The organism is Streptomyces himalayensis subsp. himalayensis (genome assembly GCF_013778455.1).
Taxonomy (GTDB): Bacteria; Actinomycetota; Actinomycetes; order Streptomycetales; family Streptomycetaceae; genus Streptomyces; species Streptomyces himalayensis.
Map to the genome: position 1 here is coordinate 17,329 of NZ_JACEHE010000012.1, position 22,042 is coordinate 39,370.

The following is a 22,042-nucleotide window of genomic DNA, read 5'->3' on the forward strand; positions in this document are numbered from 1 at the left end:
GGGTCGCTGAACGTGGAGAATCTGATTGCGCTGCTGGTAGCGGCGCCACTGCTCGGAGCGGCCGTCCTGCTGTGCGGCGGGCGCCGACTGGACCGTACGGGCCACTGGATCGGCACGGTGCTGGCGGCCGTCTCCTTCCTCATCGGCGCCGTGCTCTTCGCCGACATGCTGGGCAAGGGTGCCGAGGAGCGGACGCTCACCCAGCACCTGTTCAGCTGGATCCCGGTCGAGGGCTTCCAGGCGGACGTCGCCTTCCAGCTCGACCAGCTGTCGATGACGTTCGTCCTGCTGATCACCGGCGTCGGCTCGCTCATCCACCTGTACTCGATCGGGTACATGGAGCACGACGAGCGGCGCCGCCGCTTCTTCGGCTATCTGAACCTGTTCCTCGCGGCGATGCTGCTGCTCGTCCTCGCCGACAACTACCTCCTGCTGTACGTCGGCTGGGAGGGCGTCGGCCTCGCCTCGTACCTGCTGATCGGCTTCTGGCAGCACAAGCCCAGCGCCGCCACCGCCGCGAAGAAGGCCTTCCTGGTCAACCGCGTCGGCGACATGGGTCTGTCCATCGCGATCATGCTGATGTTCCTGTGGTTCGGCACCTTCGCCTTCGGGCCGGTGCTCGGCACGCACGAGGATCCCGGTCTCGCCGGCGCTGCCGGGGAGGACAAGCTGACCGCGATCGCCCTGATGCTGCTGCTCGCCGCGTGCGGCAAGTCCGCGCAGGTGCCGCTGCAGTCCTGGCTCGGGGATGCGATGGAGGGCCCGACTCCGGTCTCGGCCCTGATCCACGCGGCCACGATGGTGACGGCGGGCGTGTATCTGATCACCCGGTCCGGCGCGGTCTTCAACGGCGCTCCCGACGCCCAGCTGGCGGTCGTCGTGGTCGGCGCGGTCACGCTCCTCTTCGGTGCGATCGTCGGTTGCGCGAAGGACGACATCAAGAAGGCGCTGGCCGGCTCGACGATGTCGCAGATCGGGTACATGGTCCTGGCCGCCGGCCTCGGTCCCATCGGTTACGCGTTCGCGATCATGCACCTGGTGACGCACGGCTTCTTCAAGGCCGGGCTGTTCCTCGGTGCCGGCTCGGTCATGCACGGCATGAACGACGAGGTGGACATGAGGAAGTACGGCGGCCTGCGGAAGTACATGCCGGTCACCTTCGTGACCTTCGGCCTCGGCTACCTCGCGATCATCGGTCTCCCGCCGTTCTCGGGCTTCTGGTCCAAGGACAAGATCATCGAGGCCGCCTTCGCTCAGCAGAGCGATCTGCGGTCCTGGATCTTCGGTGGAGTCGCACTGCTGGGCGCGGGCATCACCGCGTACTACATGACGCGCGTGATGATCCTGACCTTCTTCGGGGAGAAACGCTGGCAGCCGGCCCCCGACCCGGACACGGCGCCGAGCGTCGAGCCCGGCATCGAGGTGCACCCCGGCGAGATGCCGCATCCGCACGAGGCTCCGAAGTCCATGACGATCCCCATGATCGTGCTGGCCCTCGGGTCGGTCTTCGCGGGCGCGGTGTTCGGCATCGGCGAGCGGTTCGTGCACTGGCTGGAGCCGGTGACCTCCTTCGACCACCCGCACCCGGTGGTCGGCGTGCCGGTCATCACGACGGCCACGATCGTGGTGCTGCTGCTCGGCGTCGGCCTCGCCTACCTCCAGTACGGGCGCCGTCCGGTCCCCGTCGTCGCCCCGCGCGGCTCGCTCCTCACCCGGGCAGCCCGGCGCGATCTCCTCCAGGACGACTTCAACCACATCGTTCTGGTCCGCGGCGGCGAACACCTCACGCGCTCCCTGGTGTACGTCGACCACACGCTGGTCGACGGGGTCGTCAACGGCACGGCGGCCTCGGTCGGCGGGCTGTCCGGGCGGCTGCGCAAGCTGCAGAACGGCTACGCACGCTCGTATGCGGTCTCAATGTTCGGCGGTGCGGCGGTCCTCATCGCCGCGACCCTGCTGATGAGGGGAGTGTGACCACGATGTCGCAAGTAGTGAACGCGGGGTTTCCGCTCCTGACGGCGACGGCTGCGCTCCCGGCAGTCGGTGCGATCGCCACGGCCGCCGTCCCGGCCGCCCGGCGGACCGCAGCCAAGTGGCTGGCGCTGCTGGTCTCGCTGGCCACGCTCGTGCTGGCCGCGATCGTGGCCGTACGGTTCGATCCCGGCGGCGACCGCTATCAGCTCGCCGAATCGCACGCCTGGATCGAGGACTTCGGCGTGCGGTACGAGCTGGGGGTCGACGGCATCGCGGTGGCGCTCATCGCGCTGACCGCCGTACTGATCCCGTTCATCATCCTGGCGGGGTGGCATGACGCCGATCCGCTGGAGACCAAGTCGAAGAGGTGGCGGCCGACACAGGGCTTCTTCGCCCTGATCCTCGCCGTGGAAGCGATGGTGATCCTCTCCTTCGAGGCCACCGACATCTTCCTCTTCTACATCTTCTTCGAAGCCATGCTCATCCCGATGTACTTCCTCATCGGCGGCTTCGGGGACAGGGCTCATGCAGGGGGCGACGAGGCCGCGGCTACCCAACGCTCGTATGCCGCGGTGAAGTTCCTCCTCTACAACCTGGTCGGCGGCCTGATCATGCTGGCCGCGGTGATCGGCCTGTACGTGGTGGCGGGGAACTTCTCGCTTCAGGAGATCGCCGCGGCCCGGGCCGGCGGCCAGCTCGACATGGCGACCAACACCGAACGCCTGCTGTTCCTCGGCTTCTTCTTCGCCTTCGCGGTGAAGGCGCCCCTGTGGCCGCTCCACACCTGGCTGCCGAACGCCATGGGCGAGGCCACCGCCCCGGTCGCCGTCCTCATCACAGCGGTCGTCGACAAGGTCGGCACCTTCGCGATGCTCCGCTTCTGCCTCCAGCTCTTCCCGGAGGCCAGCAAGTGGGCGACACCGGTGATTCTGGTACTGGCCGTGATCAGCATCGTGTACGGCGCCCTGCTGGCCGTCGGCCAGCGGGACATCAAGCGCCTGGTGGCCTATGCGTCGATCTCGCACTTCGGCTTCATCATCATGGGCATCTTCGCGATGACGAGCCAGGGCCAGTCCGGCGCGACGCTCTACATGGTCAACCACGGGATCTCGACCGCCGCACTCATGCTGGTGGCCGGCTTCCTGATCTCGCGGCGCGGCTCGCGGCTCATCGCCGACTACGGAGGCGTGCAGAAGGTCGCCCCGGTGCTGGCCGGCACCTTCCTGATCGGCGGCCTGGCAACCCTGTCCCTGCCGGGACTGGCCCCCTTCGTCAGTGAGTTCCTGGTGCTGGTGGGCACATTCACCCGCTACCCGGTGATCGGCATCATCGCCACCTTCGGCATCGTGCTCGCCGCGCTCTACACCCTCGTCCTCTACCAGCGGACGATGACGGGCCCGGTGAAGCCGGAGGTCTCGGCGATGCCGGATCTGCGGGTGCGCGAACTCGTGGTGGTCGCCCCGCTGATCGCACTCCTGATCTTCCTCGGCGTCTACCCGAAGCCGGTCACCGACATCGTCAACCCTGCGGTCGGGCACACCCTGTCCGACGTACAGCAGCAGGACCCCAAGCCCGAGGTGGAGGCGGCCAAGTGAGCGCATCAGCCGTCCACAGCCTGTGGACAACCGCAGCGACAGCGCCTTTGCAAGACCAGATCACCAAGATCGACGCGCCGAAGTTCGAGTACGGGCAGATGTCGCCCACCCTGATCGTCCTGGGCGCGGCGATCATCGGGGTGCTCGTCGAGGCCTTCGTGCCGCGCAAGTCGCGCTACTACGTCCAGGTCTTCCTGTCCGTCGTGGCGCTCGCCGCCGCCTTCGCCGCGATCATCGCGCTGGCGGCCGGCGGATACGGCACCACGAAGGCCAGGATCTCGGCGATGGGCGCGATCGCCGTCGACGGGCCGTCGCTGTTCCTGCAGGGCACCATTCTGCTGGCGGGTCTGGTCGCGGTGTTCACCTTCGCCGAGCGGCGCCTCGACCCGGCGGCGGGCGCCCACCGGGTCGACTCGTTCGCCGCGCAGGCTGCCTCCGTACCGGGCAGCGACAGCGAAAAGGCCGCGGTGAAGGCGGGATTCACCACTACCGAGGTGTTCCCGCTGGTCCTGTTCGCGATCGGCGGCATGCTGATCTTCCCGTCGGCGAACGACCTGCTGACCCTGTTCATCGCCCTGGAAGTCTTCTCGCTGCCGCTCTACCTCCTCTGCGCCCTGGCCCGCCGCAAGCGGCTCGTGTCGCAGGAAGCAGCCGTCAAGTACTTCCTGCTGGGCGCCTTCGCCTCCGCGTTCACGCTGTTCGGCATCGCCCTCCTCTACGGCTACGCGGGCTCCGTGTCGTACGCGACGATCGCGCAGGTCGTCGACGGCAGCATCCAGAACGTCAGCCCGGCCCTCGCAGACACCATGGGCAACGACGCGCTGCTGCTCATCGGCGCCGCCCTGCTGGTGATGGGCCTGCTGTTCAAGGTGGGCGCGGTGCCGTTCCACATGTGGACCCCGGACGTGTACCAGGGAGCGCCGACGCCGGTCACGGGCTTCATGGCGGCCGCGACGAAGGTGGCCGCGTTCGGCGCGCTGCTGCGGGTGCTGTACGTGGTCCTGCCGGGTCTGCGCTGGGACTGGCGGCCGGTGATGTGGGGCGTCGCGATCGTCACGATGCTGGGCGGCGCGATCGTCGCGATCACCCAGACCGACATGAAGCGGCTCCTGGCGTACTCGTCGATCGCGCACGCGGGCTTCATCCTCGCGGGTGTCATCGCCATGACCCCGGACGGCGTCTCGTCGGTGCTGTTCTACCTGGCCGCGTACTCGTTCGTGACGATCGGCGCGTTCGCGGTCGTGACGCTGGTGCGGGACGCGGGAGGCGAGGCCACGCACCTGTCCAAGTGGGCGGGGCTCGGACGGCGCTCGCCGCTGGTGGCAGCCGTGTTCGCGGTGTTCCTGCTGGCGTTCGCGGGCATTCCGCTGACGTCTGGCTTCGCCGGGAAGTTCGCCGTGTTCAAGGCGGCGGCGGAGGGCGGGGCGGCACCGTTGGTCGTGATCGGTGTGATCTCGTCGGCGGTCGCGGCGTTCTTCTACATCCGCGTGATCGTGCTGATGTTCTTCAGCGAGCCGAAGCCGGAGGGCCCGACGGTCGCCGTCCCGTCGCCGCTGACGATGACGGCGATCGGGCTCGGTGTGGCGGTCACGCTGGTGCTCGGTGTGGCGCCGCAGTACTTCCTGGATCTGGCGGGGCAGGCGGGGGTGTTTGTGCGCTGAGGTTGGGGGCGCGGACGCTTGAACGTGGGACGGGCTGAGCTACTCAGCCCGTCCGGCGTTTGAGGACGAGCCCGAAGGGCGATTTCGGGGTCTGGGGGGCGGAGCCCCCCCAGCTTCGGGAAGGGGTGGGATTGGGGAAAGGCCCCGCAGGGCACCCAACCCAGCCTCCACCCAGCCTGTGGATAACTCTCCGGGTGTCAGCGCCGACCCCTATGGTGGCTGTGGTGGTCGAGGGACGACCTACGGGGGGCACGGCAATGATTGCGATGGGCGGAACAGGCGTGATGGCCGAAGTGGAGGCAGGCTCGGAGCCGAGCACGGGGCTGGGCGCGGAGCCGAGCACGGGCCTGGGCGGGGAGCCGAGCACGGAGCTGGGCGCGGAGCCGAAGGCCGGCTTCTCGGCGCCGGACGACGGCTTCCCCGCACCGGCGAGCGCGGGCGCCGGCGCCGGTCCTGCGCCCGGGTCCGGAGGGCCGGCCGAAAGCGACGCGCTCGGCACCCTCCGCCGCGTCTTCGGCTACGAAGCCTTCCGCGGTGAGCAAGACGCGATCATCGACCACGTGGTGGCAGGCGGCGACGCCGTCGTGCTCATGCCCACGGGCGGCGGAAAGTCCCTGTGCTACCAGATCCCGGCGCTGGTCCGCCCCGGCACCGGAGTCGTCGTCTCCCCGCTGATCGCGCTCATGCAGGACCAGGTGGACGCGCTGAGGGCGCTCGGTGTGCGGGCCGGGTTCATGAACTCCACGCAGGACTTCGACGAGCGACGCATGGTGGAGGCCGAGTTCCTGGCGGGCGAGCTGGACCTGCTCTACCTGGCTCCGGAGCGGCTGCGCCTGGACGCCACCCTCGAGCTGCTCTCCCGCGCCAAGATCTCGGTCTTCGCGATCGACGAGGCGCACTGCGTGGCGCAGTGGGGGCACGACTTCCGGCCGGACTATCTGGCGCTGTCGGTGCTGGGCGAGCGCTGGCCGGACGTACCGAGAATCGCCCTGACGGCGACCGCGACGCGGGCCACGCACCAGGAGATCACCCAGCGCCTCGACATGCGGAACGCCCGCCACTTCGAGGCGAGCTTCGACCGGCCCAACATCCAGTACCGCATCGTGTCGAAGGACGACCCCAAGCGGCAGCTGCTGGCCTTCCTGCGCGAGGAGCACGCGGGCGACGCGGGCATCGTCTACTGCCTCTCGCGCAACTCGGTGGAGAAGACCGCGGAGTTCCTGTGCCGCAACGGCATCGAGGCCGTGCCGTACCACGCGGGCCTGGACGCGGGCACACGCGCCGCCCACCAGTCCCGCTTCCTGCGCGAAGAGGGCCTCGTGGTCGTGGCGACGATCGCCTTCGGTATGGGCATCGACAAGCCGGACGTCCGTTTCGTCGCCCATCTCGACCTCCCGAAGTCCGTCGAGGGCTACTACCAGGAGACGGGCCGCGCGGGCCGCGACGGCCTGCCGTCCACGGCCTGGATGGCGTACGGCCTGCAGGACGTCGTTCAGCAGCGCAAGCTGATTCAGAGCGGCGAGGCAGACGAGTCGTTCCGCCGGCGGGCGGCCTCCCACCTGGACGCGATGCTCGCGCTGTGCGAGACGGCCGGCTGCCGACGCGGCCGGCTGCTGACGTACTTCGGCCAGGAACCCGGAGCCCCGGCGTGCGGTAACTGCGACACCTGCATCACGCCGCCCGAGACCTGGGACGGCACGATCCCGGCGCAGAAGGTGCTCTCCGCGGTGGTGCGGCTGCAGCGGGAGCGCGGCCAGAAGTTCGGCACGGGGCAGATGGTGGACATCCTGCTGGGCCGCCGGACCGCCAAGGTCATCCAGTTCGATCACGACCAGCTGTCCGTCTTCGGCATCGGACAGGAGCTGTCGGAGGCCGAATGGCGCGGCGTGGTACGTCAGTTGCTGGCGCAGGGGCTGCTGGCCGTCGAGGGGGAGTACGGGACGCTGGTGCTGACCGACACGAGCGGGACGGTGCTGCGGCGCGAGCGCGAAGTGCCGCTGCGCAAGGAGCCGAAGAAGCCGGCCGTGTCCCGGTCCGGGGTGTCCGCGAAGGGCGAGCGCAAGGCCAAGACGGCCGCGGCCGACCTGCCCGCCGAGCTGGTGCCGGTCTTCGAGGCCCTGCGCTCCTGGCGAGCCGAACAGGCCCGCGAACAGGGCGTCCCGGCGTACGTCATCTTCCACGACGCCACACTCAGGGAGATCGCCACGGCCGGCCCTCGCTCGGTGGCCGAGCTCGGCGGCATCAGTGGGGTGGGCGAGAAGAAGCTGGCGACGTACGGGGAGGGCGTGCTGGGGGTGCTGGCTTCCCTGGACGTGGCCGGCGACGGAGCCCCGGAGCCTGGGGGAGCCCCGAAGCCCGGGCAAGCTCCGAAGCCCGGGCAAGCCCCGAAGCCCGGGCAAGCCCCGGACGCTGGGGCCGCCGAGGCGTCGGCACCGGACCCTGACTGGCCCGAGCTGGACGCGGAGCCGGAGCCGGACGACTGGATATAGAAGCCGCCGGGGTGTGTCTCGGGCGGCTGCCCACTCGGGTCGGCCGCCGACGGTATGCACCCACGGCTAAGGCCGGTCTGCCCGCCCCCCGGTCCTACGCCGACGGGACGATCCTCCCGGTCACCTCGCCCAGACCCACCTTCGTCCCGCCCGGCCCCGGCGCCCACGCCGACAGGGTCACCACGTCGCCGTCCTCCAGGAACGTCCGCTTGCCGTCGGGCAGATCGAGATGGTCGCGGCCGTTCCAGGTGAGTTCGAGCAGCGAGCCGCGCTCGTGCTCCTCCGGGCCGCTCACGGTGCCGGAACCGTAGAGATCGCCCGTACGCAGCGAGGCGCCGTTCACTGTCATATGGGCCAGCTGCTGCGCCGCCGTCCAGTACATCGTGGAGAAAGGGGGCCGAGAGACCACATGGCCGTTGATCGCGACGGAGATGCGCAGGTCGTAGCCGCCGGGTTCGTCCGCCGCGGACTCCGCCGAGTCGTCGAGATAGGGGAGCAGCTGGTGTGTGCGCTCCGGGGGTGCCACGCGAGCCGCCTCCAGCGCCTCCAGGGGCGTGATCCATGCCGAGACCGACGTGGCGAAGGACTTGCCGAGGAAGGGGCCGAGCGGGACGTACTCCCAGGCCTGGAGATCGCGGGCCGACCAGTCGTTGAGCAGGCACAGCCCGAAGACGTGCTCCCGGAAGTCCGACAGCGCCACCGATGCGCCCATGTCCGACGGCACGCCCACCACGAAGCCGACCTCGGCCTCGATGTCCAGGCGCACCGAAGGGCCGAAGACCGGTGCGGGATCCGCCGGCGCCTTCCGCTGGCCGGATGGCCGTACGACGTCCGTCCCGGACACCACAACAGTGCCGGATCGGCCGTGGTAACCGATGGGCAGATGCTTCCAGTTGGGGGTGAGGGAGTCGGCGGCGTCGGGGCGGAAGATCCGGCCGACGTTACGGGCGTGGTTCTCGGAGGAGTAGAAGTCGACGTAGTCCGCCACCTCGAAGGGGAGGTGCAGCGTGACCTCGGACAGGGGGTACAGCAGCGGCTCGACGACGTCCCGGTGGGCGGGCACGGTCACCCAGGCGGTGAGCGCGCTCCGCACATCGCTCCATGTGGTGCGGCCTGCCGCCAGCAGCGGATTGAGCGTCGGCTGCGCGAGCAGCGAGACATACGGCGAGCTGAGCGTGACGGCCGCCGCGCCCGCATCCAGCACGAACTCGCCGAGCCGCACGCCGACCCGCCGCTCTGGAGAACCGTGCCCGGGGCGGGAGAACACGCCGTACGGAAGGTTGTGCGGGCCGAAGGGGTCGCCCTCGGTCAGGTCGAGCGGGATCGGCTCGGGCATCTGTTCCTGCCTCGCTTTCCGTGTGGTTGTGCCACACGTTACGGGGGAGTTGCGGGCAATGGGCAGTGTCCAAAGAGTCCGCAATGCCCGAATGGAGTCGACCCCGCTCTGACGGCTCAGCCGCGGCCCTCGAAGACCTCCCTGCTCAGAAACACCAACTGCGCCCGCTTCTCCGGCAGGTCGACCTGAGGTCCGCGTACGAAGCCCTGCCGGACCAGGCGCGCGATGGCCTTGTCGTTGCGGGCGTCGGGTTCGGCCACGATCCGCCGCCTGCCCGGGACCGAGAGCACGAAGGTGAGGAAGACGGAGAGGAGGGTGCCGGTGAAGCCCGGCTCCGGGGCGCCACCGGGCGGACCGACCATCAGATGGATACCGAAGTCGCCTGGCTGGACGTCGTAGCACTCGCCGACCGGGTCGTGCTCCGGTTCGTACGTCTGGAAGAGTGCGACGGGCTTGTCGTCCCGGTGTATCAGGTACGCGTGGTGCGTGGTGAGGGAGTCCAGGAACTCGTAGATCTCCAGGACGCGCTCCCGTCCGACGTCGCGCATGCCCCAGAAGCGGGCCCGCTCCTCGGCGACCCAGTCGTGGATCAGGTCGAGGTCGCCCGCCGGGTCCACCGGGACGACGCGGACGGTGCCGAAGCCGTCGACCGTCTGCTCGTACACGGCTTGCCGCGGACGGGCAGGGGATTCAACAGGGGAGGCGGCAGGGGGCTCAACACGGGAGTCGGAAGGGGATGCAGCGAGAGACTCAGAGGTCATGGCTCTCCTCGGTCAGAAGGTTCCAGTCGGTGATCACGGGCACGAGTTCTCCTTGGAGCCACAGCGGCAGCTGGTCGCGGTGGTGGGCGTCACCGGGCACGCCGGAGGCACCGAAGGGGACCACCCAGAGACTGTCCTCGCGCCGCGCGAGGTCCCAGACGTAGCGGGCGGCGGGGCCGCGTGCGCTGTGGTCCGTGACCCCGGGGACGCTGGAGGTGGAGAGCACGCAGTCGTGGTCGCCGGACAGTCCCGGCCACTGCGGCTCCGTGGCGTCGGGCAGGGCCTGCCAGGGTGCGAGCCGGTGCACCTCGCCCCACGGCACTGGTTCCCGTCCGTCGGCGGCCACGTCGGCGGCCACCTCCTCCAGGGCTGCTCTGACGAGGTCCGCCCTCAGGTGGTCGGCCCTGTCGACGCCAGGGATCTGACGGGTCGACAGCAGTGCTTCCAGTGCGTACGCGACCCGCGGGACCAGGGCGAGCCACGGCTGGAAGATCGCGGGGTGGGGCGGGGGCTCGCTCAGGCCGGAGAGCGCCGGATGAGCCGCGAGCCGCCGCACCACCGCCGACCGTACGGCCGCATACGCCGTCGCGTCGGTGCTCCCGGCCTCCATCCGGCGGTCCCAGCGCAGCAGCCGCTCCCGCAGCCGCGCGGCCTCCGGGCTGAGCCCGTCCAGATCGCCCAACCCCGCGAGCAGGTCGATGAGGGGTTGAGCCGACGCCAGATGGGAGTCGGTGTGGATGGCCGCCATGTCCTTGCCGGACCAGGCCGTCGACTCGTCAAGGAGCTGCTGGATCCGCCGCTGCCGGTGCGGTGGTGCGAACTCGACGCCGACCGGGCCGGCGATGCCCCGCTGGTTCGCCATCACGGCGACGCCGTCGACGTCCTCGTGGGGCATTTCGTGCCAGCCGCGCCACTCGTGCCCCGGCTCCCAGGCCGGTACGACCCGCAGCATGTTGTCCCGGTGGCGGCGAGGCACCGCGCCCGCGACCCGGTGCAGCAGCCCGCCCCGGGTGTCCGCGGCCTGGACGACGTTGACGGGCTCGGCCCACTGGTCGAAGGCCCGGTCCACGTCGTCGACGCTCCTGGCCCGGAGCAGCGCGGGCAGCGCGCCGAACCCGAGGTCCTCGCGTACGCGCGGGGGATAACGGAGGCTGACGGCCATCGATTCGCCGGGACCGCCGATCACGACGGGGCCGCGCTCGGTCTCGATCACCTCGACTTCGACGGGATCGGCCCCGGCGACCTCGATGGTCTCGACGTGAGCGGAGGCGGGGCGCCAGCCGTCCGGCCCGAGAGCCTCGACGTCGCCTCCCTGTTGCCGGTCTTCGCGGCGCCGGAGCTGCTCGCGGTAGAGGTCCTGGTAGTCGGCCATGGCGTTGGTGATCGCCCAGGCCACCTGGCCGGTGTGCCCGAAGTGCGCGATGCCCGGGACGCCCGGCACGGCGAGCCCGACCACGTCGAACTCGGGGCAGGCCAGGCGGATCTGCTGGTAGACACCCGGGTCCTCGATGAACCGGTGAGGGTCGCCCGCGATGAGAGCGTTCCCGGTGGCGGTGCGGTCGCCGGCGATGAGCCAGCCGTTGCTCCCGGACGTACCAGGCCCGTCCGTGGCGAACAGTTCGATCGCCTCGGCACCGAGCCGGCGGACGACCTCCTCGCGCCACAGCTTGGTGGGGAAGCCCGCGAACAGAATGTGCGTGGACAGCCAGACGCCCAGCGGCGTCCACGGCTGCCAGCGGCCGGGTGTCAGACCGGTCGCCTCGAACTGGGGCGCCCGTCGCGCGCCCTCACCGAGACCTGCGTTGACCCCGTCGACGTAACTCCTGATCCAGGCGGCGGTGTCCGGATCGAGCCTGTCCAGCCTGTCGAAGCAGCGCCTGGCCGTGTCGTCCAGCAATGCCTGCCGCGCGAACCGGTCCCAGCCGACGGCCTCGGCACCCAGAAAAGCGGCCGTGGTTCCCTGCGACCGGTGCCGCTCGACCTCGATCTGCCACGCCCGGTCCAGGGCGACGTTCCGCCCCTGGGCGAAGGCGAGTTCGAGCGCGTTGCCGGCGCGTAGATGGGGGACACCCCAGGAATCCCGGTAGGCCTCGATGCTCACACCACTTCTCCATCCCTTGGGCCTTGGTGGGGCAAGGCTGACCGTCGTACGGCAGAGCCGGGCGGATGTGGTCCTTCGAGCCGTGTGGGGCCGGCGAGCAGGCGCCGCCCACCGCGTTACTTCGGTTAGGTTAACCTAAGTTCGCACGACGTCCAGTGGCCCCCCGACTGAGACGAAGACGTCCAGTGGCCCGCGACTGAGACGAAGACGTCCAGTGGCCCCGACTCAGACGAAGAAGAGAAGACGCCGCCATGTATCGAGCCAGAACCGCAGACTTCCTCCGACGCGGCCCGCTCGGCACACAGTCGTGACGGCGGCCCCCGACACGGCCGCCGATGGGTCCACCGCGGCCCCGGCAGGTGCCAGACTCCCCGCCCGCTGGCTGATCCTCGCCGTGATCTGCCTCGCCCAGCTCACGGTCGTGCTCGACAACACGATCCTGAACGTCGCGATCCCCACCCTCAGCAGGGACTTGAAGGCGACCACCGCCGACATCCAGTGGGTCATCAACGCGTACTCGCTCGTCCAGGCCGGCCTGCTGCTCGCCGCGGGCAGCGCCTCCGACCGGTACGGTCGTAAGAAGCTGCTGCTCGCGGGGCTCGCCCTGTTCGGCCTCGGATCGCTGGCGGCCGGACTCGCCCAGTCCAGCGGCCAGTTGATCGCCGCGCGGGCGGGCATGGGCGTGGGCGGGGCGCTGCTGCTGACCACCACGCTCGCCGTGGCGATACAGATATTCGACGCCGACGAGCGCCCCAAGGCGATCGGCATCTGGGCCGCCGTGAACGCCCTTGGCTTCGCGGCCGGGCCCCCGATCGGCGGGCTGATGCTCGCCCACTTCTGGTGGGGTGCGATCTTCCTGATCAACATCCCGGTCGTCCTGCTCGCGCTCGTCGCCGTCCAGGCACTGGTGCCCGAATCCAAGAACCCCAGCGGTCACCGGCCCGACCTGGCCGGTGCGCTGCTGTCCACCGTCGGTATGTCCGCGGTCGTCTACGCGATCATCTCGGGCCCCGAGCACGGCTGGGGCTCCGGGCAGGTCCTGCTCCCGGCCGCGGCGGGCGTAGTCGTACTCGTCGCCTTCGCCCTGTGGGAGCGCCGCGTCCCGTATCCCATGCTGGACATGCAGTTCTTCCGCGACCGGCGCTTCGTCGGCGCGGTCGCCGGCGTGGTGCTCATCACCTTCGGCAGTGGTGGCACGCTCTATCTGCTCACGCAGCAGCTGCAGTTCGTCCGCGGGTACGCGCCTCTGGAGGCGGGCCTGCGCATCGCGCCCTTCGCGCTCACGGTCGTCGCCCTCAACTCGGTGGGAATCTCGGCACGGCTCATGCGCCGCCTCGGCCTGCCGCTGTCGATAGCCGTCGGCATGGCGCTGCTGGCAGCCGGTTTCATGGTCGCCGCGCTGCCCTCGTCCGACGGTTACGGTGTGCTGCTGGTCGGTCTCGTCCTCATGGGCGCGGGTTGCGCGCTCGCCAATCCGGCCATCGTCGAGGCGATCATGGGCGCCATCCCTCCGGAGAAGGCCGGCGCCGGCGCCGGGGTCGACGGCACCATGTCCGAACTGGGCACCAGTCTCGGCGTCACCGTTCTGGGCGCCGTCATGAACGCCCGCTTCACCGCCCTCCTTCCGGCCGCCGTCGCCGGCGCGGGCTCCCTCCCGGCCGCCCTCACCGCCGCCGACACGGAGGCCGAACGAGGCGCCGTCATGGACGCCTTCATCTCCGGCATCGAGACGAGCCAGCTCGCGGGAGCCGCGGCGGTCCTCGTCGGCGGCTGCGTGGCGGCGCTGCTGCTGCGGAGGGCGGAGCGGCCGGCGGTGGAGGGGTACGAGACGACGAAGGCGGAGTGAGGCGGACGGCCAGGTGCCGACGGCGCGAGGCGGACAGCCAGGTGCCGACGGCGCCGGGCAAGGGTGGTGCCGTTGTGACTGGACCCAACCTGTGCATCCCCTGGGGCTGATGAGGCGATGGTCCGTATTCTCAGGATCATGGCCGCACCCACCGCACCCCTCGCATATTCGCTTATCGCCACAGACCTGGACGGAACGCTGCTCCGCGGCGACGACACGCTCTCCGACCGGTCACGGGCCGCGCTTGCGGGGGCGATCGCCGCCGGCGCGCGGCATCTCGTGGTGACCGGACGCCCCGCGCCACGTGTGCGGCCACTGCTCGACGACCTCGGCTGCCAGGGGCTGGCGGTGTGCGGTCAGGGGGCGCAGCTGTACGACGCCGGGGCGGACCGCATGATCTGGTCGGTGACCCTGGACCGCGAACTGGCGGAGACGGCGCTCGGGAAGATCGAGGCCGAGGTCGGCGAGGTCTACGCGGCCGTGGACCAGGACGGGGTGGACGGCCTCACGCTCATCGAGCCCGGCTACCGCATGCCGCACCCGCTGCTCCCCGCCGTACGCGTGGACCGGCGCGACGATCTGTGGACGGCGCCCATCAGCAAGGTGCTGCTGCGCCACCCGTGGCTGTCGGACGACGAGCTGGCGGCGGCGGCACGGGAGGCCGTGGGCTCGCTGGCCGCGGTGACGATGTCCGGTCCCGGCACCGTAGAGCTCCAGCCGTGCGGGATAAACAAGGCGACCGGCCTTGCCCTGGCGGCCGAACGCCTGGGCCTGACCTCCTCCGGCACGATCGCCTTCGGCGACATGCCCAACGACATCCCCATGTTCGACTGGGCAGCCCATGGCGTCGCCATGGCCAACGCCCATCCCGACCTCAAGGCGGTGGCCGACGAGGTGACCCTCTCGAACGAGGAGGACGGGATCGCGGTGGTGCTGGAGCGGTTGTTCGTTTGATTTATTGGGCAATGTCGCTCGGGTGACGTGCAAACAAGTTCTTCGGCTGCCACCACGGCTGACGCCTCTCCGCTCCCTCCGAGGCCGTCACCGAGAGGGGTGCCGAAACGTTACTCCTCCGCAGGGTTGGTGGACTTCCCCGGGGGTGGACCGGTGACGGTGGATGTCGAGGGCGGCATTGACGGATGCGGGCCGGACGAAGGAGCCCGCTGGCATGCGGTGTTGCAGCAACGGGAAGCACTGATACGCGCCGCCCGTCCACGTACGGCCACCGTGGAGGACGCCGAAGACGTGGTGCAGGAGGCGATGACGCGCGCCGTCGAGTCCTACCGCGGTGACGAGGAGGGACTCGCTCCCTGGCTCATGCGTGTGACGGTGCGGCTGTGCGCCGACACGCATCGGCAGCGTATCCGCGAGCAGCGCAGGTGGTCGCGTCTTCCCGTTTCCATGGAGCCGGGGTCCTTCGACGAGCGAGTGTGCGATCAGGCGGAGGCCGCGTGGGCGGCGGAGGCGTTGTCCCGGCTGCCCGAGCGTCAGGCCAGGGCGCTGCGGCTGCGAGCAGAGGGGCTCACGGTCTTACAGGTCGCCCGGAAGCTCGGGGTCAGTTACCGGACCGCTGAATCATTGCTGGCCCGGGCGAGAAGCACGCTGAAAGCCGTGCTGGCATCGACGCTGGGACTGGCCGCCGTGTGGTGGAGATGGGCAGCGGATGTGGCCCGGCTCGCCCCCGCACACCCGGCTGTTGCCGCCGCCACGGCCACGACCGCCATGGCTGTGATGGTCGTCGTCACGCCCGTACCGGCGACGGTCGAATCGACGCCGCACCCTTCCCGGCCGGGCGTCGTGCCCGCCACAGTCACCGCCGATGTGCGCTCTACCCCGGCTCCGGCCCTGTCTCCGGCCCCGGCCTCGTCCCCGTCTGTGTCTTCATTACCGTCGTTGTCACCGTCGCCATCCGCGTCCTCCCCCTCGGCCGGGACCGGGCACTCGAATGAAGGGGGGCCCTCGGCGACGCCTGCCGCGGACCGGGGGAAGTCGGCGGATGGGGGAAAGCCGGCGGATCGGGGGAAGTCGGAGGATCAGGGGAAGTCGGAGGATTCTGGCAGCGCCTCGGATCCCGGTAAGCCCGCGGATCCCGGTAAGCCCCCGGATCGGGGTAGGCCCGCGGATCCAGGCAGACCCGCGGATCCCGGAAAGCCGGTCGACCCCGGCAGGCCCGGGGGCCCCGGAAAGCCCGCGGACCCCGGAAAGCCTGCGGACCGGGGTAAGCCCGCAGATCCAGGAGGGCCCGCAGACCCCCGAAAGCCCGCAGACCCCGGAAAGCCCGCGGACCCGGGCAGACCCGTCGGCCGGGGCAACCCTTCCATCGCGCTCGTGCCGACCACCTGTGCGTGGCCTGGTGTCGGCGGAGGGGCCACGCCGCCGGACGCGCCCCCGCTGCCGGGACACATCCCGGCGGCACCCGCCAACCCTCGCAGTACGAGGCCGTGACAAGGAAATATGAGGAAGTGTCATGAAAAAAGTGTGAGTGTCAACCGGCGGACGGGCCATCCCGCTGCGTGAAAGACACAGGACTCGACATGCCGTCGCTGTCCTGTGATCGCTTACCGGCAGGAGACCATGCACAGAGCCCGGTCCTCGGAGACGACGATGCCCACCCCGCCTTCGCCCCATCAGACCGTATGGGCCAGAACCCGTGTCGACCACGGCTGTTTCCTCCTCTACGACCCCCCTGCCTTCCATCACGACGACGGTCTGAGGCTGTGGCGGGACGAGGACTACCGCAGGATGCTGGTCTGCACGCCCTCCGGCGTGGTCGCGCGCAGCGCCGTCACAGGCATTCGCCATGCATCCGTGAGCCTCGAGGTCTACGACACCGAACCCATGATCGACGCCGAGTGGGCGCACGATGCGATGGAATGCGATGTCGCGCTGACGGAGGGTCTGGAGCTCCAGCTCCAGAACTTCATGGGGGACAACGTGGCCACGCTCTGGCTCGGTCGGCGCGGCGTCTGGCGGCTGCGCGGTCACCGACGATCGCCCCGGCACCCGGACGCCGTCGACCACCAGGAGGAGTGGCTGTTCCAGCTCTGGCCGACCCCCGGATCACCGGTCGACCCGGCCGGGGGCGCAGCCGCCGGAGGCCTGATGTGCCGGGAGCTTCCCCGGAGCTGCTGCTAGCCCTTCCGCAGAGCCCGCCTTCTTGACGGGTCGTCGGATGCTCCGGCGACCCGTGCGCCCCGACGGCACCGATGCCGGCGGTCAGCCTGCTGTCCGCGGAATGCGCCGTTCCCACGTCCTGTGGAACACCACCTCGTCGCCCTCCCGGCACACGACCTCGTCCGACGTGATGAAGGACGTTGCGTCACACGCGATCTCCGAGCGCGTATCGATCCGTACGTCCCAGGGCAGCTCGGGCCGGTGCAGCCTGATCGACCGGTCCGATCGGGTACGGGCCGACAGCGGGTCGGATTCGTTGATCGTGTACGTGTCCACGGCGTCCTCCGTCAACTCGAGGCCGTCCGGGTACGCGCGCGTGCCGCCGCTCGAGCGCAGTCGAGAGTGGGGGAGGGGATTCACCTCCAGGCGCCATTCGCCCTTGGCGACATCGCGTACGACGAGGCGTTCCGGGCGCTGTTCGTTGAGCGTCAGGGGGATGACGACGCCCAGCGGCTCGGCCTGCTCCGGTTCGGAGAAGGTGATGGCACCGATAGCACCGGTGGCACCGATCGTGTCGATGGTGCCGATGGCCTCGCCGGTTCCCGCGCGGACCGGGAGTTCCAGCGTGCTGCCCGCCGGGTCGAGCAAGAAGCCCGCCTCGGAGCCCGGCTGGGGCCAGATCCATGGCCAGTACGCGGACGAGACGGCGAGCCGGATGCGGTGGCCGGGTGGGAACGCATGGCCGATGCCGTTCAGTTCGAAGTCGAGGTCCTCGGTCGTGCCCGGCGTCCACTCGACCGCCTTGTCCCGGCCCCTGCGCGCTGAGAAATTCAGCGCACCGCGGGTGACCAGCGTCGACGCTCCGTCCGGTGCCACGTCGCAGAGGCGGGCGACCACCTGCCCCCGGGGCGCCCGCGAGGTCAGCCGCAGCCGTACCCGCGGGCGGCCCAGGATCCATGTCTCCCGCTCGACCCTGAAGTCGAAGCACACCGACTTCCCGTCCTCCTCTCGCTGGTCCGGCGGCAGATCGGCGTCGTTGCCCAGAGGGCAGAAGCGGCCCGCGTCCAGACCGGTGTGCATCGGCGACCGTACGAGGACGGGGGCAGGAGCCCGGATATGGGCGGGGGGTTGGGCCGCGGCCTGGGAAGCCGCGTCCCCCAGCCCGTACGGCACGAAGCCGACATTCGGCGACGGCCACGACGGTTCCCCCACCCAGCGGCCCGCCAGCTCCTCGTACACCGTCGCCGGCGGATGGGAGTCGCTGATCCAGCAGCGGAGCTTCGGCTCCGCCGGCACGCCGCCCGTGCCGGAGGCGCTGTCCGGTCCCGTGATGCCCTTCAGATGCCGGTCCCACCAGCGGAGCGTCTCCTGGAGGAAGCCGATCGCCGGGCCCGGCGGCAGGCCCCGGTCCGGGTACTGGTGCGACCAGGGGCCGATCAGACCCCGTACCCGGTCGTCCGGAAGGTGCCGAAGGCGCTCCACCAGCCGCAGGACCGTGTCGCGGTACGGGTCGTGCCAGCCGCCGACCGCGAGGACGGCGGCCTTGATCGCGCCGTAGTCCTCGCAGACGCTGCCGTGCTGCCAGTAGGAGTCGCGTGTCTGGTGGCTCAGCCAGATGTGGATGAGCGGCTCGACGGCCTCCAGGCGCCACAGCCACATGTCGCGCCATGCGTCGCCCACGTACAGCGGGTCGGGCGGACGCGACACGGAGGCGAGCATCGTCGCGGCCCATGCGTGCATGTCCACCGCCAGGACGGAGCCGCCCATGTAGTGCACGTCGTTGTCGTAGCGGTCGTCGGAGGAGCACACGGTGACGACCGCCTCGAGAGGCTCGGGGGCGAGGGCCGCGATCTGGAGGGCGTTGCAGCCGCCCCAGGAGATGCCGAACATGCCGACCCTCCCGCTGCACCACGGCTGGTCGGCCAGCCACTCGATCACCTCGGCCCCGTCACGCAGCTCGACGGGCGAGTACTCGTCGCCCGGCATGCCCTCCGAGTTGCCGTGCCCGCGCACGTCGACCCGCACGGACGCGTACCCGTGCCCCGCGTACCAGGGATGCCGCTGCCAGTCGCGGGGCGCGGTCCAGTCGGTCAGCCGGTGCGGGAGGTACTCGAGCAGCGCCGGTACGGGTTCACCGGTCATCGGGCGCCACACGCGCGCGTACAGCCGCGTTCCGTCCGACAGCGGAATCCGGACGTCCTGGCGGGTCGTCTCGTACGGAAAAGAGGTGCGGATCTTCATGGGGGGACCTCGGGACGGAACTCCGGCGACCGCTTCTGCGTATGACGTGTGAGGCGTCGGACCTGGGTGAGGTGTACGGGCGGGCGCTTCGCAGGTGCGGCCAGGTGTGCGGGCGTTGAGGGATATGGGGCATATGCGGATGATCACGAACATACCGGGGGAGGTCGCGCACCGCCCGGCTTGGACGGGCGGGCGCTCACTGTGATCGAAAGGCGACCGGATACGCTGACTTGAGTGATGGCAGCGACAGATCGACAAACACATCGACGAACCGTGTCATCGACCATGTGACCGACCTTGTGCTCGTCAGCAGACAGGAGATCCCTCGTGACCGTCGTCGGGCCGTTCGGGCTGAGCGTGCGGGACCAGGCTCTCGAAGCCGATGTCCAGGCCGGATTGGCGGCTGTCGAGGAGGGCCTCCTCGAGGCCACCAAGAGTGAGGTCCCCTTCATCACGGAGGCCGCGCAGCATCTCGTCCGCGCGGGCGGGAAGCGGTTCCGCCCGCTGCTCGTGACGCTCGCCGCGCAGTTCGGCGACCCGTATGCGCCGGGCGTGGTGCCCTCCGCCGTGGTCGTCGAGCTCACGCACCTCGCGACCCTCTACCACGACGACGTCATGGACGAGGCCGAAGTGCGCCGCGGCGTCGCGAGCGCCAACAGCCGATGGGGCAACTCCGTCGCGGTCCTGACCGGCGACTTCCTCTTCGCCCGCGCTTCGCACATCCTGGCGGACCTCGGTCCGGAGGCCGTCCGTATCCAGGCCGAGGCCTTCGAGCGCCTGGTCACGGGGCAGATCCTGGAGACTGCGGGGCCGCGTGACGGCCGCGACCCGGTCGAGCACTACCTGGACGTGATCGGCGGCAAGACCGGCTCGCTGATCGCTGTGGCGGGTCGTTTCGGCGCGATGATGTCGGGTGCCGACGAGACGGTCGTGGATGTGCTGACCCAGTACGGTGAGCGGCTCGGCGTCGCCTTCCAGCTGGCGGACGACGTCCTGGACATCGCCTCCGATACGCGCGAGTCCGGCAAGACACCGGGCACGGATCTGCGGGAGGGCATCCCGACGCTGCCGGTGCTGCGGCTGCGCGAGCGCGTGGAGCGGCTCGGCCTGCCCGAGGACATCGCCCTGAGCGAGCTCCTCGACTCCGACCTCAGCGACGACGCCCGCCACGCGGAGGCGCTCACCCGATTGCGCGTCCACCCGGCGCTGGAGCAGGCCCGCAGGGATACTGTGCGGTACGCGGAGGAGGCGCGGAGCGTGCTCGCGCCCCTGCCCGAGTGCGGTGCAAAGGCGGCGCTGGTGGAGCTGTGCGACGCGGTGGTGCATCGGGCGGGCTGAGCCCGGTCTTTCCCTGCCCACCGGCCCGGTCTCCCCTGCCCACCGGCCCTGACGGCCCCTCGACGACGCAACGCGGCGTCTCCCCCTACGGGGCGAAGGAGGCGCCGCCGTGGCATGTCATACCGCAGGAGTACACGGAGTTGAGCCCCGGGTCTGACGCTTCCTCGTGGCCGATTTGGTCAGATGGACAACACCACTTCACAGTAATTCGGGTGAGAATGGCGGCGCGAGGTGGACGAGTACAGGGACAGGGAAGGCCGCCGCCGAACCACGGAGGTAGGGCACAGATGGCACCGTACGAATCCGGCAATACGTCAGCGGAGGGCCCCGGGGCCGCCGCGGAGGTCGAGGACCTGCGCGCGGGCCGCCGCAGGGCGGCGCGCTACGTGGTCCCGGTCGCGGTCGTGGGGGTGGCCGCGGCGACCATCGGGCTCGTCCCCGCGCTCGCCGACTCCGGTGATCCCGATCTGCCGAAGATCAGCGCCCAGGAACTCATCGAGAAGATCGCCGCGTCGGATGTGCAGCAGCTCTCCGGCACGGTGAAGATCAGCACCGATCTCGGGCTCCCCTCGCTGGGCGGCGTGGCGGGCAGCTTCGCGCCCGGCGGCGGCCCGAGCGGAGACGACAGCGGTTCGTCCGCCGATCCCCAGGCCAAGTTGATGGAGCTCGCGTCCGGTACGCACACGCTGCGCGTGGCGGCCGACGGCCCCGACAAGCAGAAGCTGTCCGTTCTGGACGACGCGGCCGAGTACAGCCTGATCCGCAACGGCGACGAGGTGTGGGCGTACGACAGCGCGTCGAACGAGGCGTACCACGCGACGGGCGCGGAGCACGCCGAGAAGGGCGACAAGGCGGTGCCGGAGGACGTGCCGGCCACGCCCAAGGAGCTTGCCGAGGAGGCGCTGAAGGCGGCCGACGACACGACGTCGGTGACCGTCGACGGCACCGCGCAGGTCGCCGGCCGCGATGCGTACAAGCTGCTCATCAAGCCGAAGCAGTCCGGCTCGACGGTCGGCGCGATCTCGGTGGCGGTGGACGCCAAGACCGGTACGCCGCTGAAGTTCACGCTGACTCCGGCCAGTGGCGGCGCCGCCGTCGTCGACGCGGGCTTCACCAAGGTCGACTTCGCCAAGCCGGCCGCGTCCACGTTCGACTTCAGCCCGCCCAAGGGGGCGAAGGTCACCGAGAGCGATGAGTTGACGGCCCAGGAGTCCCAGGAGTTCCAGGACAAGGCGCCCAAGTCGGGCGAGGAACTCGAGGAGGGGCTGAGCGGCCTGAAGGTCATCGGTGAGGGCTGGAACGCCATCGCCACCTTCGAGATGCCGGGCGGCCAGGGTCTGCCGTCGGCCGGCTCGGGCGATGCCGCGCCTGAGGCGCAGCAGCTCCTGGACGCGCTGGGCGACAAGGTGTCCGGCAAGTTCGGCTCCGGCACGGTCTTCTCGACCCGCCTGGTCAACGCCCTCGTCACGGACGACGGCAAGGTCTACGCGGGCGCGGTGACGAAGGACGCGCTGGTGAAGGCGGCCGACGCGGCGAAGTAGCCCGCACGATCAGGCACGGCACGGCACAAGCAGGTTGGGAGAGCC

The 22,042-nt window shown here is 70.3% G+C and carries 14 protein-coding genes; 10 read left to right on the forward strand and 4 right to left on the reverse strand.

The genetic code is table 11. The annotated features are described in order from the left end of the window. The first annotated feature begins 12 nt into the window (after window positions 1-12). The 4 genes from nuoL (at window position 13) to recQ (ending at window position 7,719) form a co-directional block, all read left to right on the forward strand. Window positions 13-1,974 (forward strand): NADH-quinone oxidoreductase subunit L, encoded by a 1,962-nt coding sequence (nuoL, locus tag H1D24_RS20030; protein WP_181659016.1) that lies wholly within the window; start codon window positions 13-15, stop codon window positions 1,972-1,974. Window positions 1,975-1,979: 5 nt separating this feature from the next. Then, entirely contained in the window at window positions 1,980-3,569 is a 1,590-nt protein-coding gene (locus H1D24_RS20035) for an NADH-quinone oxidoreductase subunit M (RefSeq protein WP_181659017.1), read from the forward strand. After that, window positions 3,566-5,230, forward strand: a complete 1,665-nt coding sequence (gene nuoN / locus H1D24_RS20040; protein WP_181659018.1) for an NADH-quinone oxidoreductase subunit NuoN — start codon at window positions 3,566-3,568, stop codon at window positions 5,228-5,230. Before H1D24_RS20035 ends, nuoN begins: the two co-directional genes overlap by 4 nt. A gap of 284 nt (window positions 5,231-5,514) precedes the next feature. After that, window positions 5,515-7,719 (forward strand): DNA helicase RecQ, encoded by a 2,205-nt coding sequence (recQ, locus tag H1D24_RS20045; protein ID WP_258564204.1) that lies wholly within the window; start codon window positions 5,515-5,517, stop codon window positions 7,717-7,719. A gap of 94 nt (window positions 7,720-7,813) precedes the next feature. Here recQ and fahA read toward each other — a convergent pair whose 3' ends face one another. From fahA to H1D24_RS20060, 3 genes are all read right to left on the reverse strand, one after another. Further along, window positions 7,814-9,055 (reverse strand): fumarylacetoacetase, encoded by a 1,242-nt coding sequence (fahA, locus tag H1D24_RS20050; protein ID WP_181659019.1) that lies wholly within the window; start codon window positions 9,053-9,055, stop codon window positions 7,814-7,816. Between the two features lie 116 nt (window positions 9,056-9,171). Further along, entirely contained in the window at window positions 9,172-9,720 is a 549-nt protein-coding gene (locus tag H1D24_RS43625; protein WP_309484395.1) for a GNAT family N-acetyltransferase, read from the reverse strand. Window positions 9,721-9,805: 85 nt separating this feature from the next. Beyond that, a complete protein-coding gene (locus H1D24_RS20060) occupies window positions 9,806-11,917 on the reverse strand; it encodes a penicillin acylase family protein (protein WP_181659021.1) in 2,112 nt (703 codons plus the stop codon). A gap of 382 nt (window positions 11,918-12,299) precedes the next feature. Here H1D24_RS20060 and H1D24_RS20065 point away from each other — a divergent pair, with 382 nt between their 5' ends. The 4 genes from H1D24_RS20065 (at window position 12,300) to H1D24_RS20080 (ending at window position 16,898) form a co-directional block, all read left to right on the forward strand. Continuing rightward, window positions 12,300-13,763, forward strand: coding sequence for an MFS transporter (locus H1D24_RS20065; protein WP_220136990.1), 1,464 nt, complete (start codon window positions 12,300-12,302; stop codon window positions 13,761-13,763). A gap of 138 nt (window positions 13,764-13,901) precedes the next feature. Further along, entirely contained in the window at window positions 13,902-14,717 is an 816-nt protein-coding gene (locus tag H1D24_RS20070; RefSeq protein WP_181659023.1) for an HAD family hydrolase, read from the forward strand. A 219-nt stretch (window positions 14,718-14,936) separates the two neighbouring features. Next, window positions 14,937-16,208 carry an RNA polymerase sigma factor gene (locus H1D24_RS44095; protein WP_374064277.1) on the forward strand — a complete coding sequence of 424 codons (1,272 nt, stop codon included), beginning with the start codon at window positions 14,937-14,939 and terminating at the stop codon, window positions 16,206-16,208. 129 nt (window positions 16,209-16,337) lie between these two features. Beyond that, the gene (locus H1D24_RS20080; RefSeq protein ID WP_181659025.1) at window positions 16,338-16,898 is read left to right on the forward strand and encodes a hypothetical protein; all 561 of its coding nucleotides are present in this window, start codon (window positions 16,338-16,340) and stop codon (window positions 16,896-16,898) included. An 81-nt stretch (window positions 16,899-16,979) separates the two neighbouring features. Here the strand turns inward: H1D24_RS20080 and H1D24_RS20085 are convergent, their stop codons facing one another. Next, complete coding sequence (locus H1D24_RS20085; protein WP_181659026.1) at window positions 16,980-19,118, reverse strand: CocE/NonD family hydrolase; 2,139 nt, start codon at window positions 19,116-19,118, stop codon at window positions 16,980-16,982. 327 nt (window positions 19,119-19,445) lie between these two features. Here H1D24_RS20085 and H1D24_RS20090 point away from each other — a divergent pair, with 327 nt between their 5' ends. Further along, window positions 19,446-20,456 carry a polyprenyl synthetase family protein gene (locus H1D24_RS20090; protein ID WP_181659027.1) on the forward strand — a complete coding sequence of 337 codons (1,011 nt, stop codon included), beginning with the start codon at window positions 19,446-19,448 and terminating at the stop codon, window positions 20,454-20,456. A gap of 287 nt (window positions 20,457-20,743) precedes the next feature. Then, complete coding sequence (locus tag H1D24_RS20095; protein ID WP_181659028.1) at window positions 20,744-21,997, forward strand: LolA family protein; 1,254 nt, start codon at window positions 20,744-20,746, stop codon at window positions 21,995-21,997. Window positions 21,998-22,042 lie beyond the last annotated feature (45 nt).